Annotated in this window: 27 protein-coding genes and 1 other annotated feature; of the genes, 9 read left to right on the top strand and 18 right to left on the bottom strand. The window is 50.8% G+C overall.

Annotated features, from left to right (window positions below; all coding sequences use genetic code 11):
- Positions 1–86: 86 nt before the first annotated feature.
- From ppsR to hemP, 3 genes are all read left to right on the top strand, one after another.
- Entirely contained in the window at positions 87–920 is an 834-nt protein-coding gene (gene ppsR, locus QEN32_RS12295) for a posphoenolpyruvate synthetase regulatory kinase/phosphorylase PpsR (RefSeq protein ID WP_000370992.1), read from the top strand.
- A gap of 155 nt (positions 921–1,075) precedes the next feature.
- Positions 1,076–2,122 carry a 3-deoxy-7-phosphoheptulonate synthase AroH gene (gene aroH, locus QEN32_RS12300; protein ID WP_001082196.1) on the top strand — a complete coding sequence of 349 codons (1,047 nt, stop codon included), beginning with the start codon at positions 1,076–1,078 and terminating at the stop codon, positions 2,120–2,122.
- Positions 2,123–2,278: 156 nt separating this feature from the next.
- Positions 2,279–2,470, top strand: coding sequence for a hemin uptake protein HemP (gene hemP / locus QEN32_RS12305; protein ID WP_219561954.1), 192 nt, complete (start codon positions 2,279–2,281; stop codon positions 2,468–2,470).
- Positions 2,471–2,504: 34 nt separating this feature from the next.
- Here hemP and selO read toward each other — a convergent pair whose 3' ends face one another.
- From selO to QEN32_RS12385, 16 genes are all read right to left on the bottom strand, one after another.
- Entirely contained in the window at positions 2,505–3,947 is a 1,443-nt protein-coding gene (selO, locus tag QEN32_RS12310; protein WP_000175665.1) for a protein adenylyltransferase SelO, read from the bottom strand.
- Between the two features lie 61 nt (positions 3,948–4,008).
- On the bottom strand, positions 4,009–4,722 hold the full coding sequence (gene ydiV / locus QEN32_RS12315) for an anti-FlhDC factor YdiV (protein WP_265322150.1): 714 nt from the start codon (positions 4,720–4,722) through the stop codon (positions 4,009–4,011).
- 313 nt (positions 4,723–5,035) lie between these two features.
- Positions 5,036–5,500, bottom strand: a complete 465-nt coding sequence (locus QEN32_RS12320; RefSeq protein ID WP_001213256.1) for an NlpC/P60 family protein — start codon at positions 5,498–5,500, stop codon at positions 5,036–5,038.
- Between the two features lie 76 nt (positions 5,501–5,576).
- Positions 5,577–6,326, bottom strand: a complete 750-nt coding sequence (gene btuD / locus QEN32_RS12325; RefSeq protein ID WP_000080602.1) for a vitamin B12 ABC transporter ATP-binding protein BtuD — start codon at positions 6,324–6,326, stop codon at positions 5,577–5,579.
- A complete protein-coding gene (locus tag QEN32_RS12330) occupies positions 6,326–6,877 on the bottom strand; it encodes a glutathione peroxidase (RefSeq protein ID WP_126524063.1) in 552 nt (183 codons plus the stop codon). The genes btuD and QEN32_RS12330 overlap by 1 nt, the downstream gene beginning before the upstream one ends.
- A gap of 91 nt (positions 6,878–6,968) precedes the next feature.
- Positions 6,969–7,949: a vitamin B12 ABC transporter permease BtuC gene (gene btuC / locus QEN32_RS12335; RefSeq protein ID WP_000954984.1), complete on the bottom strand. Its 981-nt coding sequence runs from the start codon at positions 7,947–7,949 to the stop codon at positions 6,969–6,971.
- A gap of 202 nt (positions 7,950–8,151) precedes the next feature.
- Positions 8,152–8,451, bottom strand: coding sequence for an integration host factor subunit alpha (ihfA, locus tag QEN32_RS12340; RefSeq protein WP_001229266.1), 300 nt, complete (start codon positions 8,449–8,451; stop codon positions 8,152–8,154).
- A gap of 4 nt (positions 8,452–8,455) precedes the next feature.
- Positions 8,456–10,843 (bottom strand): phenylalanine--tRNA ligase subunit beta, encoded by a 2,388-nt coding sequence (gene pheT, locus QEN32_RS12345; protein WP_000672402.1) that lies wholly within the window; start codon positions 10,841–10,843, stop codon positions 8,456–8,458.
- A gap of 15 nt (positions 10,844–10,858) precedes the next feature.
- Positions 10,859–11,842, bottom strand: coding sequence for a phenylalanine--tRNA ligase subunit alpha (gene pheS / locus QEN32_RS12350; RefSeq protein WP_000018570.1), 984 nt, complete (start codon positions 11,840–11,842; stop codon positions 10,859–10,861).
- A 62-nt stretch (positions 11,843–11,904) separates the two neighbouring features.
- Positions 11,905–12,028: a sequence feature (Phe leader region), on the bottom strand.
- Positions 11,979–12,023, bottom strand: coding sequence for a pheST operon leader peptide PheM (gene pheM / locus QEN32_RS12355; RefSeq protein WP_001386830.1), 45 nt, complete (start codon positions 12,021–12,023; stop codon positions 11,979–11,981). It overlaps the preceding feature by 45 nt.
- A 115-nt stretch (positions 12,029–12,143) precedes the next feature.
- Positions 12,144–12,500 carry a 50S ribosomal protein L20 gene (gene rplT / locus QEN32_RS12360; RefSeq protein ID WP_000124850.1) on the bottom strand — a complete coding sequence of 119 codons (357 nt, stop codon included), beginning with the start codon at positions 12,498–12,500 and terminating at the stop codon, positions 12,144–12,146.
- A 50-nt stretch (positions 12,501–12,550) separates the two neighbouring features.
- Positions 12,551–12,748, bottom strand: coding sequence for a 50S ribosomal protein L35 (rpmI, locus tag QEN32_RS12365; protein ID WP_001124225.1), 198 nt, complete (start codon positions 12,746–12,748; stop codon positions 12,551–12,553).
- 95 nt (positions 12,749–12,843) lie between these two features.
- A complete protein-coding gene (gene infC, locus QEN32_RS12370; protein WP_265322175.1) occupies positions 12,844–13,386 on the bottom strand; it encodes a translation initiation factor IF-3 in 543 nt (180 codons plus the stop codon).
- A 3-nt stretch (positions 13,387–13,389) separates the two neighbouring features.
- Positions 13,390–15,318 carry a threonine--tRNA ligase gene (thrS, locus tag QEN32_RS12375; protein WP_001144226.1) on the bottom strand — a complete coding sequence of 643 codons (1,929 nt, stop codon included), beginning with the start codon at positions 15,316–15,318 and terminating at the stop codon, positions 13,390–13,392.
- A gap of 259 nt (positions 15,319–15,577) precedes the next feature.
- Positions 15,578–16,432 (bottom strand): DNA/RNA non-specific endonuclease, encoded by an 855-nt coding sequence (locus tag QEN32_RS12380; protein WP_001044093.1) that lies wholly within the window; start codon positions 16,430–16,432, stop codon positions 15,578–15,580.
- Positions 16,429–16,743, bottom strand: coding sequence for a hypothetical protein (locus QEN32_RS12385; protein WP_080178309.1), 315 nt, complete (start codon positions 16,741–16,743; stop codon positions 16,429–16,431). Before QEN32_RS12385 ends, QEN32_RS12380 begins: the two co-directional genes overlap by 4 nt.
- Before the next feature lie 142 nt (positions 16,744–16,885).
- On the opposite strand from QEN32_RS12385, the gene QEN32_RS12390 reads away from it, so the two are divergent.
- Positions 16,886–17,845 carry a lipid A deacylase LpxR family protein gene (locus QEN32_RS12390; RefSeq protein WP_001046434.1) on the top strand — a complete coding sequence of 320 codons (960 nt, stop codon included), beginning with the start codon at positions 16,886–16,888 and terminating at the stop codon, positions 17,843–17,845.
- 48 nt (positions 17,846–17,893) lie between these two features.
- Here QEN32_RS12390 and QEN32_RS12395 read toward each other — a convergent pair whose 3' ends face one another.
- The gene (locus QEN32_RS12395) at positions 17,894–18,652 is read right to left on the bottom strand and encodes a YdiY family protein (protein ID WP_000770981.1); all 759 of its coding nucleotides are present in this window, start codon (positions 18,650–18,652) and stop codon (positions 17,894–17,896) included.
- A gap of 288 nt (positions 18,653–18,940) precedes the next feature.
- Here QEN32_RS12395 and pfkB point away from each other — a divergent pair, with 288 nt between their 5' ends.
- From pfkB to QEN32_RS12410, 3 genes are all read left to right on the top strand, one after another.
- A complete protein-coding gene (gene pfkB, locus QEN32_RS12400) occupies positions 18,941–19,873 on the top strand; it encodes a 6-phosphofructokinase II (RefSeq protein ID WP_000251707.1) in 933 nt (310 codons plus the stop codon).
- Positions 19,874–19,968: 95 nt separating this feature from the next.
- Entirely contained in the window at positions 19,969–20,259 is a 291-nt protein-coding gene (ghoS, locus tag QEN32_RS12405; protein WP_000146133.1) for a type V toxin-antitoxin system endoribonuclease antitoxin GhoS, read from the top strand.
- 106 nt (positions 20,260–20,365) lie between these two features.
- The gene (locus tag QEN32_RS12410; protein WP_000267686.1) at positions 20,366–21,226 is read left to right on the top strand and encodes a fructosamine kinase family protein; all 861 of its coding nucleotides are present in this window, start codon (positions 20,366–20,368) and stop codon (positions 21,224–21,226) included.
- 42 nt (positions 21,227–21,268) lie between these two features.
- On the opposite strand, the gene QEN32_RS12415 is transcribed toward QEN32_RS12410, so the two are convergent.
- Positions 21,269–21,805, bottom strand: coding sequence for a YniB family protein (locus QEN32_RS12415; protein ID WP_000222158.1), 537 nt, complete (start codon positions 21,803–21,805; stop codon positions 21,269–21,271).
- Between the two features lie 148 nt (positions 21,806–21,953).
- Here QEN32_RS12415 and hxpB point away from each other — a divergent pair, with 148 nt between their 5' ends.
- Together hxpB and QEN32_RS12425 are read left to right on the top strand one after the other, a co-directional pair.
- Complete coding sequence (gene hxpB, locus QEN32_RS12420; RefSeq protein WP_000106854.1) at positions 21,954–22,622, top strand: hexitol phosphatase HxpB; 669 nt, start codon at positions 21,954–21,956, stop codon at positions 22,620–22,622.
- Positions 22,623–22,759: 137 nt separating this feature from the next.
- Positions 22,760–23,359 (top strand): metal-dependent hydrolase, encoded by a 600-nt coding sequence (locus tag QEN32_RS12425; protein WP_000505804.1) that lies wholly within the window; start codon positions 22,760–22,762, stop codon positions 23,357–23,359.
- The last annotated feature ends 1 nt before the right edge of the window (position 23,360 follow it).

The raw sequence follows: 23,360 nt of genomic DNA on the forward strand, positions 1-23,360 counted from the left end.
TATAAAATAAGCGACAAGTTATACGTTTCCCGTTACTTTTAATTTATGCTTTCAGATAATTATGTTTACTCTTCAGGATGAACAGAATGGATAATGTTGTTGATCGCCATGTTTTCTATATTTCTGATGGTACCGCCATCACCGCCGAGGTCCTGGGTCACGCGGTCATGTCGCAGTTTCCGGTGACGATCAGCAGCATCACGCTGCCATTCGTGGAAAACGAAAGTCGCGCCCGCGCCGTCAAAGACCAAATTGACGCCATTTATCAGCAAACCGGCGTTCGCCCGCTGGTATTTTACTCGATTGTTTTACCTGAAATTCGCGCCATCATCTTACAGAGCGAAGGTTTCTGCCAGGATATCGTCCAGGCGCTGGTGGCGCCGCTTCAGCAGGAGATGAAACTGGATCCGACACCGATCGCTCATCGTACTCATGGGCTTAATCCGGGTAACCTGAACAAGTATGACGCCCGTATTGCCGCTATCGATTATACCCTGGCGCATGATGATGGCATTTCATTGCGCAATCTCGATCAGGCCCAGGTCATTTTACTTGGCGTTTCGCGCTGTGGAAAAACGCCCACCAGCCTCTATCTGGCAATGCAATTCGGCATTCGTGCGGCTAACTATCCTTTCATCGCCGATGATATGGATAATTTGACGCTGCCCACATCGTTAAAACCGCTACAACATAAACTGTTCGGCCTGACAATTGACCCTGAACGCCTGGCGGCAATTCGCGAAGAACGCCGTGAAAACAGTCGCTATGCCTCGTTGCGTCAGTGCCGCATGGAAGTGGCGGAGGTCGAAGCGCTGTATCGTAAGAATCAGATCCCCTGCCTGAACAGCACCAATTATTCCGTTGAAGAGATAGCCACCAAAATTCTCGACATTATGGGGCTTAACCGCAGGATGTACTAGCAAACTAGTTTAATGGGTTGGTTTTTGTTATCATGCCGTTCTGCCTGCGAGGTGTGACACGCCTCGCACTTGAAATCAGCAGGGATTGGTTTATCGTGATGCCCATCACTTCCCGGTAGTCCTGCCGTTGAAGCAACAAATTTCTGAGACTTGTAATGAACAGAACCGACGAACTCCGTACTGCGCGTATCGACAGCCTGGTAACACCGACCGAACTCGCGCAGCGGTATCCTGTATCGTCCTCCGTCGCCAGTCATGTTACCGACTCCCGACGCCGGATAGAAAAGATTTTAAATGGTGAAGATCCACGGCTACTGGTCGTCATTGGCCCCTGTTCGATTCACGATCTGAATGCTGCCATGGAATACGCGACGCAGCTCCAGGCACAACGCCAAAAGCATCAGGCGCGTCTGGAAATCGTCATGCGCACCTATTTTGAAAAACCGCGCACCGTCGTGGGATGGAAAGGCCTGATTTCCGATCCTGACTTGAATGGAAGTTACCGCGTCAATTATGGGCTTGAACTGGCGCGTCGCTTGCTATTGCAGGTGAACGAACTGGGAGTACCGACCGCCACAGAGTTTCTTGATATGGTCACTGGCCAGTTTATTGCCGATCTGATCAGTTGGGGAGCGATTGGCGCGCGTACCACCGAAAGCCAAATCCATCGGGAAATGGCTTCCGCACTCTCTTGTCCGGTCGGCTTTAAAAATGGTACGGATGGCAATACTCGCATTGCCGTTGACGCTATTCGCGCTTCCCGCGCCAGCCATATGTTTCTCTCGCCGGATAAAGACGGACAGATGACCATCTACCAGACGAGTGGCAACCCGTATGGGCACATCATCATGCGCGGCGGTAAAAAACCGAACTACCACGCTGAAGATATTGCCGCCGCCTGCGACACGTTGCATGAATTTGATCTGCCGGAACATCTGGTCGTCGACTTCAGCCACGGCAACTGTCAAAAACAGCATCGCCGCCAGTTGGAGGTATGTGATGATATTTGCCAGCAGATTCGTAATGGCTCCACGGCAATTGCCGGGATTATGGCCGAGAGTTTTTTACGGGAAGGCACGCAAAAAATTATCAGCGGTCAACCATTAATCTATGGTCAGTCCATTACCGATCCCTGCCTGAACTGGGAAGATACGGAAGTTTTGTTGGAAAAACTTGCCGCGGCGGTAGACAGCCGCTTTTAATAGCTCGCCCATCCTGCCGGGATGGGCGTTTCTTCGATGCGTTACCCGCCCTTTTCTCTCCGCGCGCGTATATCACTCCGCAGAATTAGCACTTGCTGTTATCGCATTAATTATTGATAATAATAATCATTGTGAGTTTGATTATTAATAAATAGCATGTCGCGTATGGATAACACCGAGCTGTCTCACCCTAAGGAAATAGACAATGAAACGCTTCTTCCTGCCGCTGAACGGCGCGTCAACAGTCAGGCGCTATTAGGTCCGGACGGCAAAGTCATCATCGATCACAACGGTCAGGAGTATCTGTTGCGCAAAACTCAGGCCGGGAAGCTACTGTTAACCAAATAACGCAGCGCCAGCAGACGATGCTACTGGCGTCAGGCTAACTTGAACAACTGACCTCCAGCCGCTTTCCCCACTCCGGTGGTCGGCTGGCATAGTCATCATCTCGATCGGTAAAAGGTTGACGTAAAACTTCATGCAACCGATGCAGTTCCGCCATGTCTCCCTGTTCAGCCGCATCTATCGCGCGTTGCGCCAGCCAGTTGCGCAACACAATCGCAGGATTCACGCGTTGCATCTGCTGCTGGCGCAGCGCGTCATCCACCGCCTCTGTGCGCAATCGCGCCCGGTAGCGGTCGAACCAGGCATCAAACGCCGCGCGATCGATAAACGTATCCCGCAACGGCGAGGAGGCGCTCTGTTGCTCCGTATGGCTTAACATCCGAAATGTACGGGTATAATCACTCCCTTCGCGCGCCATCAGACTAAACAATTCATTCAGTAAAGCGTTATCGTCTTTTTGCTCGGTAAAGAACCCCAGCTTCTGGCGCATTCGCTGCCCATAGTGCGTTAACAACGCGTCCTGGTAGCGATCCAGCGCTCTGTTTAACGCGTCGATCTCAATAAAAGGGGTTAACGTCTGCGCCAGACGTTGTAAATTCCACAGCGCCACCGACGGTTGATTATCGAAGCGGTAACGTCCCTGATGATCGGAATGGTTACCAATGAAGCCGGGATCGTAGTCATCGAGAAAACCAAAGGGACCATAGTCGATGGTCAGCCCCAGAATCGACATGTTATCCGTATTCATAACGCCGTGCGAAAAACCGACGGTTTGCCACTCGGCGATGAGTCTTCCGGTACGCGCCGCCACCTCTTCAAACCACAAAGCATATTTTTCCGGGACATCCTGCCATTGCGGCCAGTAATGACGAATAGCGAAATCAGCCAGTTGCTGAACTTTTTCCGGCTCACGGCGGTAATAGAAATGTTCGAAATGACCAAAACGCATATGACTTTGCGCCAGACGCATTAACATCGCGCCCGTTTCCTGCGTCTCTCGCTGAACCGGCGTATCGCTGGCTACGATAGATAACGCGCGCGTCGTGGGAATACCCAGATAATGCATGGCTTCGCTGGCAAGACTTTCTCGTATGGTTGAACGCAGGACGGCGCGCCCATCCCCCATTCGCGAATAGGGTGTTAATCCGGCGCCTTTCAGATGCCAGTCGAGGGTCGAGCCATCCGCCAGGAGCTGTTCGCCCAGCAAAATACCGCGTCCGTCGCCGAGTTGCCCCGCCCAGACGCCGAACTGATGCCCGCTATATACCTGCGCGACAGGCGACATACCGGGTAATAAGGTTTCGCCGCCCCAAACGCCAGCGCCATTAGTAGCGTCAAATAACGACGCGGGAATGGCTAACTGCTGCGCCAGTTCGTCGTTATACCAAATCAGTCGCGCATTTTTTAACGGTGTGGGTAAAAGCGCGGTATACGTTGCTGGCAATTCATCGCGCCAACGGGCAGTAAAAGACAGGGTCATAGGGCCTCCTGTCTTCAGTGTAGACGGTTAATCACCGGTTAAACACCGGCAAACAGAAAGGTTATCGCTGAACGAGTTTAATGAGCTGGCTTACCGGCACCGAAGGCCATAGTCCGCCCTGGAATGCGCTAAACCCCAATGGTGCTGCGCGCGCAAACATCGCCTCAGTATCAATACCGGCAATCATCAGCGACTCGCAGCTGGAGGAGATCTGGGCAACAATAGCGTGCATGAATGGTTCGAATGAGATCATTTCAGCTCGCTGCTGAATAAAATTTTTATCCAACATGACTCGTTTGAAAAGCCCATCGAAAATAGCTTTAGTCGACGCCTCGCCTGCCCCAAAATTTGCCAGCATTAATGGGAAATGCATTGCCAGATTAGCTAACGTTTCATTGTTTTTGCCCTGGTTTAACCCAGGATAATTCTCATTTATAGCTAATTCAAGAAACGGAAAGCGCGCTGCCCGGGAAAAAAGTTCGCTATCTAATAATAATAAGTCACTAATTGCAGGCGGTAAATTAAGCCATGCAATAAGTTTATGCTGAATAAAAAAGTGCTGACAGGTTTCTAACAACGCCAGTTTTTCAACAAACAGACAGTATTGTTCCTCCGCCGAAAGGCGAGGCGCTACCAACTCAGTCGGCATCCGCACGGCGCCGTCTTCAGCGGCAAACGTTGCAATAATCTCTAAACCAACAAGCCGAGCGTTTTCATCCATGACGGGAAGGAAAAAGAGTTCGGAATGGTAAAGCTCATCAAGTGAAGCAATCATTACGCCAGTCCCATGGTTAGGGCGCTATTCGCCATCCAGTCACTACGGACGGAAACAGACGTAACTTCAGATACTAATTGAAGCGTCATCATTTTTCTTGTTTACCGGTGAACCGGTTCCTTTTTTTAACTTACTCTGATTATAAACCAATATCCAATGTTGTACTTTTAACAGGGCGTGAGCACGCCCGTTTTTAATAAAAGTACGTTTGTAAATGCTACGGTTATATCATTATATATGATGACAACAGATGTCATAAGTTCAACCGGCGATATGTTAAAAATAGACTATAAAATTTATATCGTCTGCGAGGTTAAATTCGCCGTGCCTGCCAGAAGTTTTTTCGCCAGTACACATTATCCAGCGATGAACGCATCACGCCACGACTGGTAGAGGCATGAATAAACTCATTATTTGTATCGTAAATACCAACATGTAAGCCACTTTCGCCCGAACCGGTTTTAAAGAAAACCAAATCTCCGGGCAGCAATTCATCTTTATCGATTCTGGTGCCGATTTTTGATTGTTCACGCGTATCACGAGGCAACTGCAAATCAAACTTGTCGCGCATAGTGACTACCACAAAGCCGGAACAGTCCACGCCTCTGCGACTCATGCCGCCGTAACGGTATGGCGTACCGCGCCAGGACTGCAACTGATCGTTCAGACCCGCAATGACGGTAATGGAGTCTGATAATCTGGCATTTGGCGCCGGTGCCCGATGAGTACTGCATCCTGCCAGGAACAATGCTGTGATAACAAGAAGCCAAAAACGCATGCCGCAACAATCCTCTGTTTTTATTTTGGTATTAATTTAGCGTCGAAATTACCTGCTTTTCAAGAAACGATTTTACTTAAGTGGCCGAAATGAGCATTGGATGCCCCTCGACGTCGAGTCGTCGAAAGCGCAAACCGTAGGCTTGCGCCAGATAAGAGGGGGTGAGCACCTCTTCCCGGCGGCCGCAGGCAATGAGTTTACCGCGCTTTAGTAACCAGGCTTTATGCGCATGGCGCAGCGTGTGGTTCAGATCGTGGCTACTCATCACAATCGCAATTCCTGCCTGACACAAATGATGTAATACCCGATCCAGAGCGTTTTGTTGCGCAACATCGAGACTGTTCATCGGCTCATCAAGCAACAATAATTGACCGACCGGATTAGCGTCGGGATGAATTTGTAGTACAACGGCAGCAAGACGAACACGTTGCCACTCGCCACCGGAAAGCTGATTCACGCTTCGCCCCAGTTTGTCGCCCAATCCAAGCATATCGGCCACCTCGTTAAGCTGCCCGGTTCGCGTTTTATCAGGTTGATGCAATGTCAGGTAATGCCAGACTGGCATGGCGAACGGCGGATTTTGCTGTTGCGCAAGATAAGCGCGGTGTTGGGCAAGCGTTGCCGTCGCCCATGCCTCCAGCGGCGCTCCGCCAAACCTGATGCTCCCCTCGCCGGAGGTTAACCCCGCCATACGCGCCAGTAGCGTGCTTTTCCCGGCGCCGTTCGGCCCGACAAGATGAAGGATCTCTCCTGCGCTTACTTCGCCGGAAAACGGCCCCAGGCGGGTGCTCTCGGCGACATCCTTTAATTGCATCAATTGAGACATTATTTTGCCAACGCGATTTTTATGCTTTCCATCACAATAGGATCTTCAGGCGTCATATCCGGCGAAAAACGCTGTACCACCTGACCATCCCGGCCTACCAAAAATTTTTCAAAATTCCACAGAATATCATCCGGATAGAGTGGCGTACGCCCTTTGCTTACCATCCGTTCGTAAAAGCCGCTCTTCTCCGGCGCGACTGCCGTTGGCGCAGCGGCTATCAGTTTTTGATACAGCGGATGGCGCGCGTCGCCATTCACATCAATTTTACTGAACATCGGGAACGTGACGCCCCAGGTGCTGGCACAATAGGTTTTAATCTCCTCTTCGCTGCCTGGCTCCTGCCCCATAAACTGGTTGCAGGGAAAACCCAACACGACAAACCCCTGCTCTGCCCACGCCTTCTGGATATTTTCCAGCTGTTCATATTGCGGCGTCAGGCCACATCTGGAGGCGACGTTTACAATGAGCAGCACTTTTCCGGCGTATTTTTCAAGTGTAGTGACCTCTCCATCAATCGTCGTAACGTGAGTATTAAGAAGCGAGTTTTGCATGGTGTCTCCCTGATGTCGGTAGAATAGCGGGTTTCATCGTTAGCCTTTAATCATAGACTGCGAATGATGAAAGCAGTTGTTTACCGATGCGCTAACGCGCGGATTTGAGTAGCAGCCAGATAAACACTGGCGCCCCCAATGTGGCGGTGACCACCCCGATAGGCAGTTCAGCCGACGCCAGCGCCAGTCGGGCGACCACATCAGCCAATAGCAGGGCGATAGCCCCGGCCAGCGCGCAGCCGGGAAGTAAAACCCGGTGATCGGTTAAACCACATAAACGCAGGATGTGCGGAATAACCAGACCGATAAAACCAATCGCCCCCGCCATCGCCACGCTGACGCCCACCATCCAGCCGGTGGCGACGACCAACAAATTGCGCCAGAACCACAGCGGCAGGCCAAGCTGCCGCGCCGAGGTTTCCCCTAGCGCCAGCATATTCAGCGGTTGCGACTGGCAACATATCCAGATCAGTACCGGGATGAGCGCAATCATTAGCCAGCTCTGCTGCCAGTCAACGCCGCCAAATCCTCCCATCATCCAGTACATTAATTGTCGCAGATCGAAAGAGGTGGAAAAATAGATAGCCCACGTCATCAGCGCGCTACAGATAATGCCCAGCGCGACGCCCGCCAACAACAAGCGGCTGGTAGAGAGATGGCGACGCGCAAAACGCAGCAGGATTAACGTAATAATGAGCGCGCCGGCTATAGCGCACAGTCCCAGCGCCCATCCTGGCAGTTGCCCCTGCCCCAGTAAGACGGCGGCAATAAGCCCAACACCGGCCCCATTCGAAACGCCGAGCAGACCCGGTTCAGCAAGTGGGTTTTCAAACAGCGCCTGCATCACAGCGCCAGATAGCGCCAGCGCAGCGCCAACCAGCAATACCGCAAGCGTGCGGGGAAGGCGAATTTGCCAGACAAACAGTTCCCCCCGGGCGCTTAACCAGTCACCGGGGGCAATCCACTGTTCGCCTGCGCATAAGCTCAGAAGTGTAGCCAGTAGCACCAGCAGTGACAGGCTCAGAAGCCAGCGAACGTTTCGTCGCTGTTGTTGGCGGGCAAAAGTCAGCATGTTATCCATTCAGCTGAAAAGAGGTAGCGTGATTTTACGGTGGGTATCCTTTACTTGAAAGAAAAAAGGCCGCAATGCGGCCTTTTTAGTTATACGGGTCATCTTTCAGGCTGACAGATACGCTGTCATCCCGCTGATCTACTTTCGGGATGGCAGCGTATCTGCCGCAATACACCCTGATGGATGTTATGCCTGGATCTGATTACTCTTCTTTGGGCGAAGCGTTTTCGACCCGGCTCTTTAACTTCTGCCCGGGTCTGAAGGTCACCACGCGCCGTGCTGTAATAGGAATATCTTCACCCGTTTTCGGGTTACGCCCCGGACGTTGATTTTTATCACGCAGATCGAAGTTACCAAAACCAGAGAGTTTCACCTGCTCACCGTTTTCCAGAGCACGACGGATCTCTTCGAAAAACAGTTCAACCAGTTCTTTGGCATCCCGCTTGCTAAGCCCAAGCTTATCAAACAGATATTCTGACATTTCAGCTTTTGTAAGCGCCATAGGTTCAATCCCTCAATGATGCCTGGAATCGCTCTTTTAATGCCTCTACACATTTGGCGACGGTAGCGGCAATCTCCTCTTCTTCGAGTGTACGGTTGGTATCCTGAAGGATCAGGCTGATAGCGAGGCTCTTATAACCCTCCGCAACACCCTTACCGCGGTACACGTCAAATAAGTTTACGCCAACTACCTGATTTACGCCAACTTTCTTACATTCGGATAAAATATCCGCTGCGGGAACGTTTTCTGCAACAACAACCGCAATATCGCGACGGTTGGCCGGGAAGCGTGAAATCTCCCGCGCCTGCGGCACGATACGGTCTGCGAGCTTATTCCATTCCAGTTCAAACACCAGCGTACGACCATTCAGATCCAGTTTACGTTCCAGTTCAGGGTGAACAACCCCAATAAAACCAATACGTTCATCTTTCAGATAAATCGCCGCAGACTGTCCCGGATGCAGAGCCGGATTCATCTCCGCCTTAAACTGGATATCACCCAGTTTGCCGGTTAAATCCAATACTGCTTCCAGATCGCCTTTCAAATCATAGAAATCAACGGTCTCTTTTGCCAGGTTCCAGTGCTCATCATAGCGGTTACCGCAAATCACGCCAGCCAGCATCAGATCCTGTCGAATACCCAGATTGGCTTGTGTATCCGGAACGAAACGTAAACCGGTTTCAAAAATACGCACGCGATTCTGCTGACGGTTTTGGTTATAGACCACCGTCGCCAACAATCCGCTCCACAGAGACAGACGCATCGCCGACATCTCAACGGAGATAGGGTTTGGCAGCAGCAGCGCTTCTGCGCCTGGATGGATGAGCTGTTGTACTTTAGGATCGACAAAGCTATAGGTAATCACTTCCTGATAGCCTTTGTCGTTCAGCATGGTTTTTACCCGCTTCAACGACAGATCGGCTTCACGGTGCGTCCCCATGATTAAACCGGCCTGGATTGGCTCGTCCGGAATATTGTTATAGCCGTAAACGCGGGCAACCTCTTCCACCAGATCTTCTTCAATTTCCATATCGAAACGCCAGGTCGGCGCTACGGCTTTCCACTCGTCCTGCCCTTCGGTCACTTCACAGCCCAGACGACGCAGAATATCACTGACCTGCTCATCCGCAATATGATGCCCGATCAGGCGATCCAGTTTACTGCGACGCAGCGTAATGGTGGCGCGTTTCGGCAACGTTGCTTCGTTGCTCACATCAATTATCGGACCCGCATCACCGCCACAGATATCAAGAAGCAGACGAGTAGCGCGCTCTATCGCTTTATATTGCAGCGCCGGGTCCACCCCGCGCTCGTAGCGGTGAGACGCATCGGTATGCAGACCGTGGCGGCGAGCGCGACCGGTGATAGACAGCGGATTAAAGTACGCACACTCCAGCAGCACATTTTGCGTTTCGCCGTTCACGCCGGAATGTTCGCCGCCAAAAATACCGGCTATCCCCAGCGCCTTATGGTGATCGGCGATCACCAGCGTGTCCGCATTTAACGTCGCTTCGCTACCGTCCAGCAGGACGACGGTTTCACCCTCTTTTGCCATCCGCACGACAATACCGCCATCAATGCGATCTTTATCGAAAGCATGCATTGGCTGACCCAGTTCGAGCAACACATAGTTCGTGACGTCAACCACCGCATCGATGGAGCGAATACCGCAGCGACGCAGTTTCTCTTTCATCCACAGCGGCGTCGGCGCGTTAACATTGATGCCTTTTACCACCCGGCCAAGATAGCGTGGACACGCATCAGCGGCCTCTACTGTAATCGGCAGCGTATCGCTGATGGTTGCCGTAACCGGCGCCATTTCAGGCTCCTGGAGCGGCGCTTTGTTCAGTACCGCCACATCACGCGCAACGCCGATGATACCTAAGCAATCCGCACGGTTCGGCGTGACGCTAATTTCGATGGTATTGTCGTCAAGCTTCAGGTATTCACGGATATCGGTACCCAGCGGCGCATCCGCCGGCAGTTCGATAATGCCGCTGTGATCGTCGGAAATCCCCAGTTCGGAGAAGGAGCACAGCATCCCTTCAGACGGTTCGCCGCGCAGTTTCGCCGCTTTAATTTTGAAATCGCCCGGCAGGATGGCGCCAATGGTGGCCACCGCTACTTTCAGCCCCTGACGACAGTTTGGCGCGCCGCAGACGATATCCAACAGGCGTTCTCCGCCAACGTTGACTTTCGTTACACGCAATTTGTCAGCGTTCGGATGCTGGGCGCACTCAACCACTTCCCCAACCACAACGCCATTGAAGCTTCCCGCGACCGGCTCAACGCCGTCTACTTCCAGGCCAGCCATCGTAATCTGGTTAGCCAACGCATCGCTATCAATTGCCGGGTTAACCCACTCGCGTAACCACAGTTCGCTGAATTTCATTGTTTTATCCTGCCTTTATTTAAACTGTTTAAGGAAACGCAGATCGTTTTCGAAGAATGAACGCAGGTCGGTGACGCCGTAACGCAACATGGTCAGACGTTCCATCCCCATACCAAAAGCGAAGCCAGAATAGATTTCCGGATCGATACCGACATTACGCAGCACATTCGGATGCACCATCCCGCAGCCCAGCACCTCCAGCCATTTACCGTTTTTACCCATCACATCCACTTCCGCAGAAGGTTCGGTAAACGGAAAATAAGAAGGACGGAAGCGAATCTGCAGATCCTCCTCAAAGAAATTACGCAGGAAGTCGTGCAGCGTACCTTTGAGGTTGGTGAAGCTGATGTTGGTATCAACAATCAGACCTTCCATCTGATGGAACATCGGAGTATGCGTCTGGTCGTAGTCATTACGGTATACACGGCCCGGCGCAATAATACGGATCGGCGGTTGCTGCGCTTTCATCGTCCGGATCTGGACGCCAGACGTCTGGGTCCGCAGCAGACGGGTCGCGTCAAACCAGAAGGTATCATGATCGGCGCGGGCCGGATGATGACCCGGAATGTTTAACGCATCGAAGTTATGGTAGTCATCTTCGATTTCCGGGCCAGTCGCCACGGTAAAACCAAGCTCGCCGAAGAAACTTTCAATACGGTCAATGGTACGCGTGACCGGATGCAGACCGCCGTTCTCAATACGGCGCCCCGGCAGGGAGATATCGATGGTTTCAGCGGCCAGACGGGCGTTAAGCGCTGCGCTTTCCAGCTCGGCTTTACGCGCGTTAAGAGCCTGTTGTACCTGCTCTTTCGCGGCGTTAATGACTGCCCCGGCTGCCGGACGCTCTTCCGGCGGCAGATCGCGTAGGGTCGTCATCTGAAGGGTTAAATGCCCTTTCTTGCCCAAATATTCGACGCGTACATTGTCTAACGCGGCAACATCTGACGCCTGGTTAATGGCGGCCGCTGCATTGGCAACCAGCTCTGCGAGATGTGACATGGTTTTCCTCATTGTGTCGGTGAAGACACCGGTTCATTGGACGTAATCTCTCGATTTCAGATACAAAAAAAGCCTCCATCAGGAGGCTTTTTTGCGCTGTTTTTCGTTTCGTTTTTCACGCGCTAGCCTCCTGGGATCAGGTGCTAAAGTAAAAAAAGAAACGGAAAATAGCAGCGTTCATGCTTGCGTTACCTTATGTGGTAAAACCGAATATCCTTTATTGAAAAGGGTTACAGGTCAATTGTCAACTCACTGAACAGTAAATAAAAGAGAGGGAGCCAGGCTCCCTCTTTTCACTGGCTTATGCCAGAGCTGCTTTCGCTTTTTCAACCAGCGCGGTGAACGCGACTTTGTCGAATACGGCGATATCAGCCAGGATCTTACGGTCGATTTCAACAGAGGCTTTTTTCAGGCCGTTGATGAATTTGCTGTAAGAAATACCGTTCTGACGTGCTGCTGCGTTGATACGCGCAATCCACAGTTGACGGAACTGACGCTTACGTTGACGACGGTCACGGTAAGCATACTGACCAGCTTTGATAACTGCCTGGAAGGCAACGCGGTATACGCGAGAACGCGCACCGTAGTAGCCTTTGGCTTGTTTCAAAATTTTCTTGTGACGTGCGCGTGCAATTACACCACGTTTTACGCGAGCCATATGTGCTCTCCTGTATCTATTCTAATTAAAAAGTTAAAAACGTTAACGGCTTATGCGTACGGCAGGCACGCGATAACCAGGCCCAGATCGCCTTTAGAAACCATGGCTTTCGGACGCAGGTGACGTTTACGTTTAGTCGCTTTTTTGGTCAGAATGTGACGCAGGTTAGCGTGCTTGTGCTTAAAACCACCTTTACCGGTTTTTTTGAAGCGCTTAGCAGCACCGCGTACGGTCTTAATTTTTGGCATTTTAATAACTTCCACTTCGCATTGTTAATAAACGAAACATAGGCGAACAAAACCTGTGAAGCCCGAAGGCTTCACAGAATTGTTACTTGAAGGCCTTACTGTTTCTTCTTAGGAGCAAGCACCATGATCATCTGACGGCCTTCGATCTTCGTTGGGAAGGATTCGACCACTGCCAGTTCTTGCAAATCGTCTTTCACGCGATTAAGCACTTCCATACCGATTTGCTGGTGGGCCATTTCACGACCGCGGAAACGCAGCGTGATTTTGGCCTTATCGCCCTCTTCGAGAAAGCGAATCAGGCTGCGGAGTTTTACCTGATAGTCGCCTTCATCTGTCCCAGGACGGAATTTAATTTCCTTCACCTGGATAACTTTTTGCTTTTTCTTCTGTTCCTTAGAAGACTTACTCTTTTCATAGAGGAATTTGCCGTAATCCATTATACGACAAACCGGCGGCTCGGCGTTAGGGCTGATTTCGACTAAGTCTACTCCGGCTTCTTCAGCTTTTTCCAGAGCGTCTCTCAGACTCACAATACCAAGCTGCTCGCCTTCCAGACCTGTTAAGCGAACTTCTTGCGCGCGAATTTCGCTATTAATACGATTCGGACGCGCCGTTTGAACTCGTTTTCCGCCTTTAATACTTTATTCCTCCAGTTGTTGAAGACTGCGGCTGCGAATCTCTTGTTGCAGCTTCTCAATCACGTCATTTACGTCCAGACTGCCCAGGTCTTTACCGCGGCGGGTGCGAACGGCAACTTTGCCTGCTTCCACCTCTTTATCACCACAGACCAACATATAAGGGACACGACGTAAAGTGTGCTCGCGGATTTTAAAGCCAATCTTCTCATTTCTCAAGTCTGCTTTTACACGAATGCCCGCATTTTGTAGTTTCTGCGTCAATTCGTTAACGTATTCAGACTGCGAATCGGTAATATTCATCACGACTACCTGAACAGGCGCGAGCCATGTCGGGAAGAAACCAGCGAACTCTTCGGTCAGGATACCGATGAAGCGTTCCATCGACCCAAGAATCGCACGGTGAATCATTACCGGCACCTTACGCTCGTTGTCTTCGCCTACATAGGAGGCGCTCAGACGAGACGGTAAGGAGAAGTCCAGCTGTACTGTACCGCACTGCCATGCACGATCGAGGCAGTCATATAAGGTAAATTCAATTTTCGGACCGTAGAATGCGCCTTCACCCAGTTGATACTCAAACGGGATATTATTTTCTTCCAGCGCAACCGCCAGATCCGCCTCAGCACGATCCCACATCTCATCGCTGCCGATACGCTTATCAGGACGAGTGGAAAGCTTGACGACGATCTTCTCGAAGCCAAAGGTGCTGTACATATCGTAGACCATACGAATACAAGCGTTAACTTCATCGCGGATCTGCTCTTCGGTGCAGAAGATATGCGCATCATCCTGCGTAAAGCCGCGTACGCGCATCAGACCATGCAGCGCGCCTGATGGCTCGTTACGGTGGCAGCTACCGAATTCCGCCATACGCAGCGGCAAATCACGATAGGATTTCAGACCCTGGTTAAAGATCTGAACGTGGCCCGGGCAGTTCATCGGCTTGATGCAATATTCGCGGTTTTCTGAGGATGTGGTGAACATCGCATCTTTATAGTTGTCCCAGTGCCCGGTTTTTTCCCACAGCACACGGTCCATCATGAACGGGCCTTTAACTTCTTGATACTGGTACTCTTTGAGTTTAGAACGAACAAAGACCTCCAGCTCGCGGAAGATAGTCCAGCCGTCGTTATGCCAGAACACCATGCCCGGCGCTTCTTCCTGCATATGATACAGGTCGAGCTGCTTACCAATTTTACGGTGGTCGCGTTTTGCGGCCTCTTCCAGGCGCTGCAGATAAGCGTTCAGGGCTTTTTTATCTGCCCATGCCGTACCGTAAATACGCTGCAACATCTTATTATTGCTGTCACCGCGCCAGTATGCGCCGGCAGTTTTCATCAGTTTAAAGTGATGGCAGAAACGCATATTCGGCACGTGCGGACCACGACACATGTCGACATATTCTTCATGATGGTATAAGCCTGGCTTATCATCATGGGCAATGTTTTCATCAAGAATGGAAACTTTGTAGCTTTCACCACGCTTCACGAAGGTTTCACGCGCTTCGTGCCAGCTGACTTTCTTCTTGATAACGTCGTAATTTTTCTCGGCGAGCTCATGCATCCGCTTTTCGAGCGCTTCGACATCTTCCTGAGTTAGCGTGCGGTCAAGATCAACGTCATAGTAAAAACCGTTGTCGACAACCGGGCCGATCGCCATTTTCGTGTGCGGCCAAAGTTGCTTGATAGCGTGACCTAACAGATGCGCGCAAGAGTGACGAATGATCTCCAGACCCTCTTCATCTTTTGCGGTGATGATGGAAAGCGTCGCATCATTTTCAATCAGATCGGAAGCATCAACCAGCTCGCCATTCACACGGCCCGCAATGGTGGCTTTCGCCAGGCCAGGACCAATGTCCAGAGCAACATCCATCGGGCTTACAGGGTGGTCATAATGGCGTTGGCTGCCATCAGGAAGAGTAATAACAGGCATGTAATATCCTTATTTGCAGTGGTGACCCATACGCAAGATCACATACAAAGAGAAAATGAATTTATTGACAGTGAGTTGTGTATCCATCTAGCCAACCATTGCTAAATTGGCGCACAACCTTCGACACAGACGAAAATCGCTATTTTCGTCCGGCATGACGATGGTAACACTAAAAAAAGGGAGATTGCATCACTCTGTAGCAAATCAAGACCCTTGACAGGGTTTCTCCATTATCTTTCTACGCGCCGTATAGCGCTTCTCATCGACAACCTAACTTCTGCGCCAGACTCCCCTTTGTCGTTTTCACCTCGCTGGCTACCGCTTCAGGCAAGGCAGACCACAGCGTCAGCACTGGCTTCGTTTTATGTTCGATAGCCTCCACGGTAACCTGATAGTCGCAAAAATTCGCCGAACGGGGTGTATTCTGATCCATAATAAACGCAGCGTAATTTCCTTCACTTTTTGACGGCGCCGTTCCGGTGAATAAAACCTTCCAGTACCCGCTGGGAATTTCTACCGTCGCATCTTCTGGCAATGTGGCGATATGCCGCTCAAAAAGGGGGCCGGTCACTACGTGCACTACAGATACATCAGCCTGTTTGGCAAGTTCGCGCACCCGGTTTTCCAGTGCAGCCCATGCTCCCTGGTTCAGGGCGGATTTCTGCGGCGTAATATTCGATAAATAATTTAACGACGGCCAGTCCGAAACGCCGCCCAATCCTGCCAACGGCGCCTGGTGTCCCCTGTCGACTTTTAATAGCGTATGGGCATTTTTATAGGCCGAAGGGGCCAACGTATCCGAGGGCGGTAAATCGGGGTCCTGCGCCCAGTTCCGCGGGCGACCGCTTGCCTGGCTGGTCTTTGTCACGCTATAGGCAACCCAGTTGGCAAATTTCGTGGCGCTATTATTATTGAGCGTATAGACATGGCGATAGATTGTTTGTTGACTTCCTCCTTGAGGACAGCCAACGCTACAGTTATCAGGTTGCTGAACGAGTACGTTACGATGGGGTAACTCGGGTGCCGATGTTGTATCCTGGGGAGGATACGATGTAGTACATGCGCTTAATAATACTACGGGCAGTAATTTTAGCAGATTAATGGTTTTATTCATTTTTTCTTCCTTAATAATAACCGCCCTAATAATTCAGATGGCAATAATTTGGTTATATTACCCTGCCAGCCGTTAGATGCGCTCATCATTAAAGACAACACTATCACGGTAAAAATTAATAACAGATAAACATCGAAGCCATCAAAGAAAATGAGCTCAAAAGAATACAACATGATATTCATGTTGATACCAAAAAACATCGTATTATATGCATAATCGTGAAGCCAATAATTTCTCGCACTCAGATAGCGAATGAAAAATGGATATTCAATAATATCTGGCGCATGTTTTTTAACACCATTTTTCAACATTAAGGCAACGTATCCTCTCAATGACTCGCTGCTGGCAGGAGTTTAGTTATATTTAAAGGTTTAATAAGCACTGCGCATCATGCTGCTGTGCTTATTACTTTGTAAAAATAAGAGTATTCACTTTCATATTCAGGGGTAAAAAGTGAACAAATACAGCTATTGCGCAACGATGATTGCCGCCATACTCAGTACGACCACAATGGCCAATGCCAGTAGCCTTGCTATTTCAGTGGCGAATGATGATGCAGGTATATTTCAACCATCCTTAAATGCCCTTTACGGGCACAAGGCTGCAGACCGGGGTGATTATACTGCCGGGCTCTTTTTAGGCTACAGCCACGATCTTACTGACGCCAGTCAACTCTCTTTTCATATCGCGCAAGATATTTATTCTCCATCAGGCGCTAACAAGAGAAAGCCTGAAGCCGTCAAAGGCGACCGCGCGTTCAGCGCCTTTCTTCATACCGGACTGGAGTGGAATTCATTAGCCACCAATTGGTTACGTTATCGTTTAGGTACCGATATTGGCGTTATTGGTCCTGACGCAGGCGGTCAGGAGGTTCAGAATCGGGCGCATCGAATAATAGGCGCAGAAAAATACCCTGCCTGGCAGGATCAAATTGAAAACCGTTATGGTTACACGGCAAAAGGAATGGTCTCCCTTACGCCAGCTATTGATATTCTGGGTGTCAATGTGGGCTTCTATCCAGAAGTCTCTGCTGTCGGCGGCAATCTCTTCCAGTATTTGGGGTACGGCGCAACCGTTGCGCTGGGAAATGATAAGACCTTCAACTCTGATAATGGGTTTGGGTTACTGTCCCGCCGAGGGTTAATACACACTCAAAAAGAGGGATTGATCTATAAAGTATTTGCTGGCGTTGAGCGCAGGGAAGTTGATAAAAACTACACGTTACAGGGGAAAACGCTGCAAACAAAAATGGAAACGGTGGATATTAATAAAACCGTGGATGAATATCGCGTCGGTGCCACCATCGGCTATTCTCCCGTCGCATTTTCTCTTTCTTTAAACAAAGTCACGTCGGAATTTCGCACCGGAGACGACTATTCTTATATCAACGGCGACATCACCTTCTTCTTCTGAGGCGTCACCACGGAATAACCGGGTTACGTAACGTAACCCGGCGCAATATTACATCTTATAGCCCAGCGTTACCGTAGTGCGGCGATCGGTATGTTCAGGCGCTGATTCAGGCGGCTGCGAGTTCCACGTTAAATTATACCCCACCTTTAGACCAAAATGTTCGTTAATGGCGACATTGAGGGCTGTTTCCGAATTTAGTGTGGTGTCTTCTGCGCCAAATACTGACACCCCCTGTGTAAACTTAGCATTGTCAGTTAACTGCCAGGCATAGCTGCCGGAAGCATAACCCAACGGCTGCGTTTCAGTGGTATCGTCCGTATGTTCGTCATAGCGAACCCCTGGACCGAATTCAAAACGGAAGCTGTGCACTGGACCATTAAGGAACTGCCGCCCGTAACCGGCGGTCAGTACGTCGCGCTGACGATAACCGTTGAAACGGTCTGTCAGCCAACTGGCCTGGCCAAAGGTATAATCATAATCCGTCATATTAAAACGGTTACGCGCGCCTACCGCATATTTTTCTGAAGAGCGTTCATCATTAGAGGAGGTATTGCTGGCATTGCCCCATAATGACCAGGCGGTACGTTGTCCATACCAGGTCATCGCCGTGTCAGCCGTTAAGGAAGAACTTTTAGTATTGCCTGACTGAGCAAGGTAGCCCGCATTCAGATTACCTTCAAAAGGTTTTTTCGCGGTGGAGGGATCATCCATGACAGTAAAAACGGAATCATCGGCGGCGGCATACAGAGACGCGAACACGCCACCCGCCAGCATAACTACAGCGGGTACTGCCTTCAAAAGCTTCATTTATATAGAGTCCGTACAACTAAAAAAGAGACCACGACGGTCCCGGAAACTTTCATAGGGATCAATGACAAACGCCCCTGGAAAGGTAGCGAATTATAAGAAGCCCCGAATAACATAGCAATCAATTACTATTTCATTTTTTGAATAAGAACCCTCCCGAAGCATTCATTTATTTATATAACTTTACATCGTACTTCTTTAAATAAAGATCCGGAAAATCATATTGTTAATTCCTTCACTTTCCGGGGATTAAGTGCCAGACTGAAATCAGCCTAACAGGAGGTAACGATGGTACGTATCTATACGTTGACGCTTGCGCCCTCTCTCGATAGCGCAACAATCACGCCGCAAATTTATCCCGAAGGTAAACTGCGGTGCTCCGCGCCGGTATTCGAACCCGGCGGCGGGGGTATTAATGTCGCTCGCGCCATTGCGCATCTTGGCGGCACCGCGACCGCAATTTTCCCGGCTGGCGGCGCTACCGGCGAACATCTGGTCGCACTACTGGCTGACGAAAATGTCCCCGTGTCTACCGTCGATGCGAAAGACTGGACGCGTCAGAACCTGCACGTCCACGTCGAGTCCAGCGGCGAACAGTATCGTTTTGTTATGCCCGGCGCCACGCTGGACGATGACGAATTTCGCCAGCTTGAAGAACAGGTACTGGAAATTGAATCCGGGGCAATTCTGGTTATCAGCGGCAGCCTTCCGCCCGGCGTTAAGGTCGAGAAACTCACGCAACTGATTTCCGCCGCACAGAAGCAAGGCATTCGCTGCATTATTGATAGCTCTGGCGACGCGCTCACCGCCGCGCTGGCGCTTGGCGATATCGAACTGGTGAAACCTAACCTGAAAGAATTGAGCGCGTTAGTCAATCGCGATCTGACGCAGCCTGATGATGTGCGTAAAGCGGCCCAGGAATTAGTGCAAAGCGGCAAGGCTCGCCGGGTAGTGGTCTCTCTGGGGCCGCAAGGGGCGCTGGGCATAGACAGTGAGAATTGCATCCAGGTTGTTCCTCCCCCGGTGAAAAGTCAAAGTACTGTCGGCGCAGGCGACAGTATGGTGGGCGCGATGACGTTAAAACTGGCGCAAGACGCGTCGCTGGAAGAGATGGTGCGCTTCGGTGTGGCGGCAGGCAGCGCCGCTACGCTCAATCAAGGTACGCGTTTGTGTTCCCGTGACGATACCCAAAAAATATACGCCTATCTTTCCGCGCAATAATCGTATCCCCCCGGCGAGGGGGATACCGGAAAATCGGTTAACGGGCGGCGCATCCGCCGCTGTTAAAAACACAGTTGCTCCCAACGAGGTGAACGATGGCCAGTGGCGATATTACCCGTTATGTTATTACCGTAACCTTCCATGAAGATTCCCTGACCGAGATTAACGAACTCAATAACCATCTGACGCGTAGCGGTTTTTTGCTGACATTAACGGACGATGAAGGGAATGTGCATGAGCTCGGCACCAATACGTTTGGCTTTGTTAGCGCTCAGAGCGCTGATGAAATCAAAGCGCTTGTCGCCGGACTTGCGAAAAGCGCGTTAGATAAGGATGTCGACATTACCGTGGCTACCTGGGAGGCGTGGAGTAAAAACGCACAATAAGTGCCATTCCCGCCGCGGCGCGTCCGTGATGTGCGTTAGTTCGTATTTTTTAACCGCATTTTTGCGCTAACCTTATGATCTGGCAGACAACGTGGGGAGAGACATTATGTGGCAAGCTATCAGTCGTCTTTTAAGCGAGCAAGTCGGTGAAGGCGAAATCGAACTGCGTAATGAACTGCCAGGCGGAGAAGTTCATGCCGCATGGCATTTACGTTATGCAGGCCATGACTTTTTCGTAAAGTGCGATGAACGAGAAATGCTTCGCGGTTTTACCGCTGAAGCCGATCAGCTGGAGCTGCTCTCCCGCAGTAAAACCGTTGTTGTGCCTAAGGTATGGGCGGTAGGTTCGGATCGGGATTACAGCTTTTTAGTCATGGACTACCTCTCGCCCCGCCCGCTGGATGCCCATAATGCGTTTATTCTTGGGCAACAGCTGGCGCGCCTGCACCAATGGAGCGACCAACCTCAATTCGGCCTCGATTTTGACAACGCGCTCTCTACCACGCCGCAGCCGAATACCTGGCAACGCCGTTGGTCGACTTTTTTCGCCGAACAGCGCATTGGCTGGCAACTTGAACTCGCCGCGGAAAAAGGCATTACCTTTGGTAATATTGACGCCATTGTTGAACATGTTCAGCAACGTCTGGCGTCGCATCAACCGCAGCCTTCTCTTTTGCATGGCGATCTATGGTCGGCGAACTGCGCGCTTGGCCCTGACGGCCCCTATATCTTCGATCCAGCCTGCTATTGGGGTGACAGAGAATGCGATCTGGCGATGCTGCCACTGCATACCGATCAGCCACCGCAGATTTATGACGGCTATCAGTCCGTTTCGCCGCTACCGCTGGATTTTCTCGACAGGCAGCCGATTTACCAGCTCTACACCCTGCTTAATCGGGCAAGGCTGTTTGGCGGTCAGCACCTGGCTACTGCGCAAAAAGCGATGGATCGGCTGCTTGCGGTATAGGTACAGCCCATGCCGGATACGGGCTATCCGGCATTTTTCAGTTTACATGAAGCCTAACAAGGAAAAGAAAAAGTAGCCGAGCACGATAATAATGACCGGCAAAATATAGAGCGGGAAAAACTGTAAAAAGATGGTATGGTGCGGCACCACGATACGTGACTCTATCTGCTCACGCGTTAGTCCTTCCGCGCCTTTTGCTTTTTCCAGGATCAACTGATCTTCCACGCCTTCACGTAAAAAACGTGACTGGCGGCTCATTCTGGCGCCGGAATCCTGCATCGCCAGCCCGACAAAAATCAGAATAAAAATGAGCCAGAAACCGATATTCAGGCTTCCCTGAAAATTCGGCGTCGGCGAGTTGTACCAAAAAACATTCAGAAACGGCGTATTCACGCGCATCATGTCTATCATTACGTGGGTAAAATCCAGCATTACCGCATTTATCCCCTCCTGCTTTTCACTGTGCGCATACATAAATTTAAGGACTGAGATGAGCGTGGAAAGCAGTGCCGGAATAAAAATAACCCACCCAACAACTCTTTTTAGGATTGCAATGCGTCCAGCTTGTTGATACGTCATGAGTTCCCCTTGATAAAGACGCGTCGTTTTGGCCTAAGTCTACCTGTTGATTCCCGTTTTCGCCTGATCTTTAAGGGCGATATACTAAGAACATGGTCATAATGAACGCTTAATTCGTTATTATTTAATCTCAACAGGAGAGGTTGTGATGTCAACCCCACGTCAAATTCTTGCTGCAATTTTCGATATGGATGGACTACTGATCGATTCCGAACCGCTCTGGGATCGCGCTGAACTGGACGTGATGGCAAGTTTAGGCGTAGATATTACTCGGCGCCATGAGTTACCAGACACGCTTGGGCTACGCATTGATATGGTTGTCGATCTCTGGTTTGCGCAGCAACCGTGGAGCGGCCCCGATCGCCAGGAAGTGACAAACCGTGTTATTGCCCGCGCGATTACGCTTATCGAAGAGACGCGCCCTCTTTTGCCGGGTGTGCGCGAGGCCGTGGCGCTGTGTAAAGCGCAGGGGTTATTAGTGGGGCTTGCCTCGGCATCGCCGCTACATATGCTGGAAAAAGTGCTCACCATGTTTGAGCTGCGCGACAGTTTTGACGCGCTGGCCTCTGCGGAAAAATTGCCCTACAGCAAACCGCATCCGCAGGTCTATCTGGATTGTGCGGCCAAATTAGGCGTTGATCCATTAACCTGCGTGGCGCTGGAGGATTCGGTGAATGGTCTAATCGCGGCAAAGGCGGCGCGAATGCGCGCCATTGTGGTGCCAGCAGAAGAAAACCAGCATGATCCGCGCTTTGCGCTGGCGAATGTCAAACTTAACTCACTGACAGAGCTGACGGCGGCGCATCTACTCGGTTAAGATGTTTCCGAAACAAAGTCAACGGGCAATTAGCCGCTGAGCCAGACGGCAAGCGGCTTTGACAGAGACAAAGAGTTACAACGTCACCACTTCCGCCTACTGTATAAAAACCCTATACTGTATGAATTGACAGTTTAATGGGTTTTATCATGACGGCGGAAGGACATCTTCTTTTTTCTATAGCCAGCGCGGTTTTCGCCAAGAATGCCGAGTTAACGCCCGTCCTTGCGCACGGCGACTGGTGGCATATTATTCCTTCGGCTATTTTGACCTGTCTGCTGCCGGATATCGACCACCCCAAATCTTTTCTTGGTCAGCGCCTGAAATGGGTATCAAAACCAATCGCCCGCGCGTTCGGTCACCGGGGGTTTACCCATAGTCTGCTGGCGGTCTTTGCCCTACTGGCGACCTTTTATCTCAAGGTACCGGATACGTGGATTATCCCGGCGGATGCGCTGCAAGGCATGGTACTTGGCTATTTAAGCCATATCGTCGCGGATATGCTCACCCCCGCAGGCGTTCCCTTACTGTGGCCGTGCCGCTGGCGTTTCCGCCTGCCTATTCTGGCGCCGCGCAAAGGCAATCAGCTGGAGCGATTTTTATGTATGGCGTTGTTTGCCTGGGCGGTGTGGATGCCGCAGTCCATGCCGGAAAACAACGTCATACGCTGGTCTTCGCAGATGATCACTATCCTGCAAATGCAGTTCAATCGTTTTATAAATCACCAGATTGATTAGT

This window comes from Salmonella sp. SA14318 (genome assembly GCF_029866905.1).
Taxonomy (GTDB): domain Bacteria; phylum Pseudomonadota; class Gammaproteobacteria; order Enterobacterales; family Enterobacteriaceae; genus Salmonella; species Salmonella enterica.

Excerpts from the sequence above, each read along its gene's own strand:
- QEN32_RS12330 (WP_126524063.1), bottom strand. The coding sequence starts at position 6,877 with ATGCAAAACTCGCTTCTTAATACTCACGTTACGACGATTGATGGAGAG.
- QEN32_RS12395 (WP_000770981.1), bottom strand. The coding sequence starts at position 18,652 with ATGAAGCTTTTGAAGGCAGTACCCGCTGTAGTTATGCTGGCGGGTGGC.
- QEN32_RS12380 (WP_001044093.1), bottom strand. The coding sequence starts at position 16,432 with ATGAATAAAACCATTAATCTGCTAAAATTACTGCCCGTAGTATTATTA.
- pheS (WP_000018570.1), bottom strand. The coding sequence starts at position 11,842 with ATGTCACATCTCGCAGAGCTGGTTGCCAATGCAGCGGCCGCCATTAAC.
- ghoS (WP_000146133.1), top strand. The coding sequence starts at position 19,969 with ATGGCCAGTGGCGATATTACCCGTTATGTTATTACCGTAACCTTCCAT.
- ihfA (WP_001229266.1), bottom strand. The coding sequence starts at position 8,451 with ATGGCGCTTACAAAAGCTGAAATGTCAGAATATCTGTTTGATAAGCTT.
- hemP (WP_219561954.1), top strand. The coding sequence starts at position 2,279 with ATGTCGCGTATGGATAACACCGAGCTGTCTCACCCTAAGGAAATAGAC.
- btuC (WP_000954984.1), bottom strand. The coding sequence starts at position 7,949 with ATGCTGACTTTTGCCCGCCAACAACAGCGACGAAACGTTCGCTGGCTT.
- QEN32_RS12410 (WP_000267686.1), top strand. The coding sequence starts at position 20,366 with ATGTGGCAAGCTATCAGTCGTCTTTTAAGCGAGCAAGTCGGTGAAGGC.
- QEN32_RS12425 (WP_000505804.1), top strand. The coding sequence starts at position 22,760 with ATGGGTTTTATCATGACGGCGGAAGGACATCTTCTTTTTTCTATAGCC.
- btuD (WP_000080602.1), bottom strand. The coding sequence starts at position 6,326 with ATGTCTCAATTGATGCAATTAAAGGATGTCGCCGAGAGCACCCGCCTG.
- QEN32_RS12415 (WP_000222158.1), bottom strand. The coding sequence starts at position 21,805 with ATGACGTATCAACAAGCTGGACGCATTGCAATCCTAAAAAGAGTTGTT.
- aroH (WP_001082196.1), top strand. The coding sequence starts at position 1,076 with ATGAACAGAACCGACGAACTCCGTACTGCGCGTATCGACAGCCTGGTA.
- rplT (WP_000124850.1), bottom strand. The coding sequence starts at position 12,500 with ATGGCTCGCGTAAAACGTGGTGTAATTGCACGCGCACGTCACAAGAAA.
- ppsR (WP_000370992.1), top strand. The coding sequence starts at position 87 with ATGGATAATGTTGTTGATCGCCATGTTTTCTATATTTCTGATGGTACC.
- pfkB (WP_000251707.1), top strand. The coding sequence starts at position 18,941 with ATGGTACGTATCTATACGTTGACGCTTGCGCCCTCTCTCGATAGCGCA.
- hxpB (WP_000106854.1), top strand. The coding sequence starts at position 21,954 with ATGTCAACCCCACGTCAAATTCTTGCTGCAATTTTCGATATGGATGGA.
- selO (WP_000175665.1), bottom strand. The coding sequence starts at position 3,947 with ATGACCCTGTCTTTTACTGCCCGTTGGCGCGATGAATTGCCAGCAACG.
- pheT (WP_000672402.1), bottom strand. The coding sequence starts at position 10,843 with ATGAAATTCAGCGAACTGTGGTTACGCGAGTGGGTTAACCCGGCAATT.
- QEN32_RS12385 (WP_080178309.1), bottom strand. The coding sequence starts at position 16,743 with ATGTTGAAAAATGGTGTTAAAAAACATGCGCCAGATATTATTGAATAT.
- rpmI (WP_001124225.1), bottom strand. The coding sequence starts at position 12,748 with ATGCCAAAAATTAAGACCGTACGCGGTGCTGCTAAGCGCTTCAAAAAA.
- thrS (WP_001144226.1), bottom strand. The coding sequence starts at position 15,318 with ATGCCTGTTATTACTCTTCCTGATGGCAGCCAACGCCATTATGACCAC.
- ydiV (WP_265322150.1), bottom strand. The coding sequence starts at position 4,722 with ATGATTGCTTCACTTGATGAGCTTTACCATTCCGAACTCTTTTTCCTT.
- QEN32_RS12320 (WP_001213256.1), bottom strand. The coding sequence starts at position 5,500 with ATGCGTTTTTGGCTTCTTGTTATCACAGCATTGTTCCTGGCAGGATGC.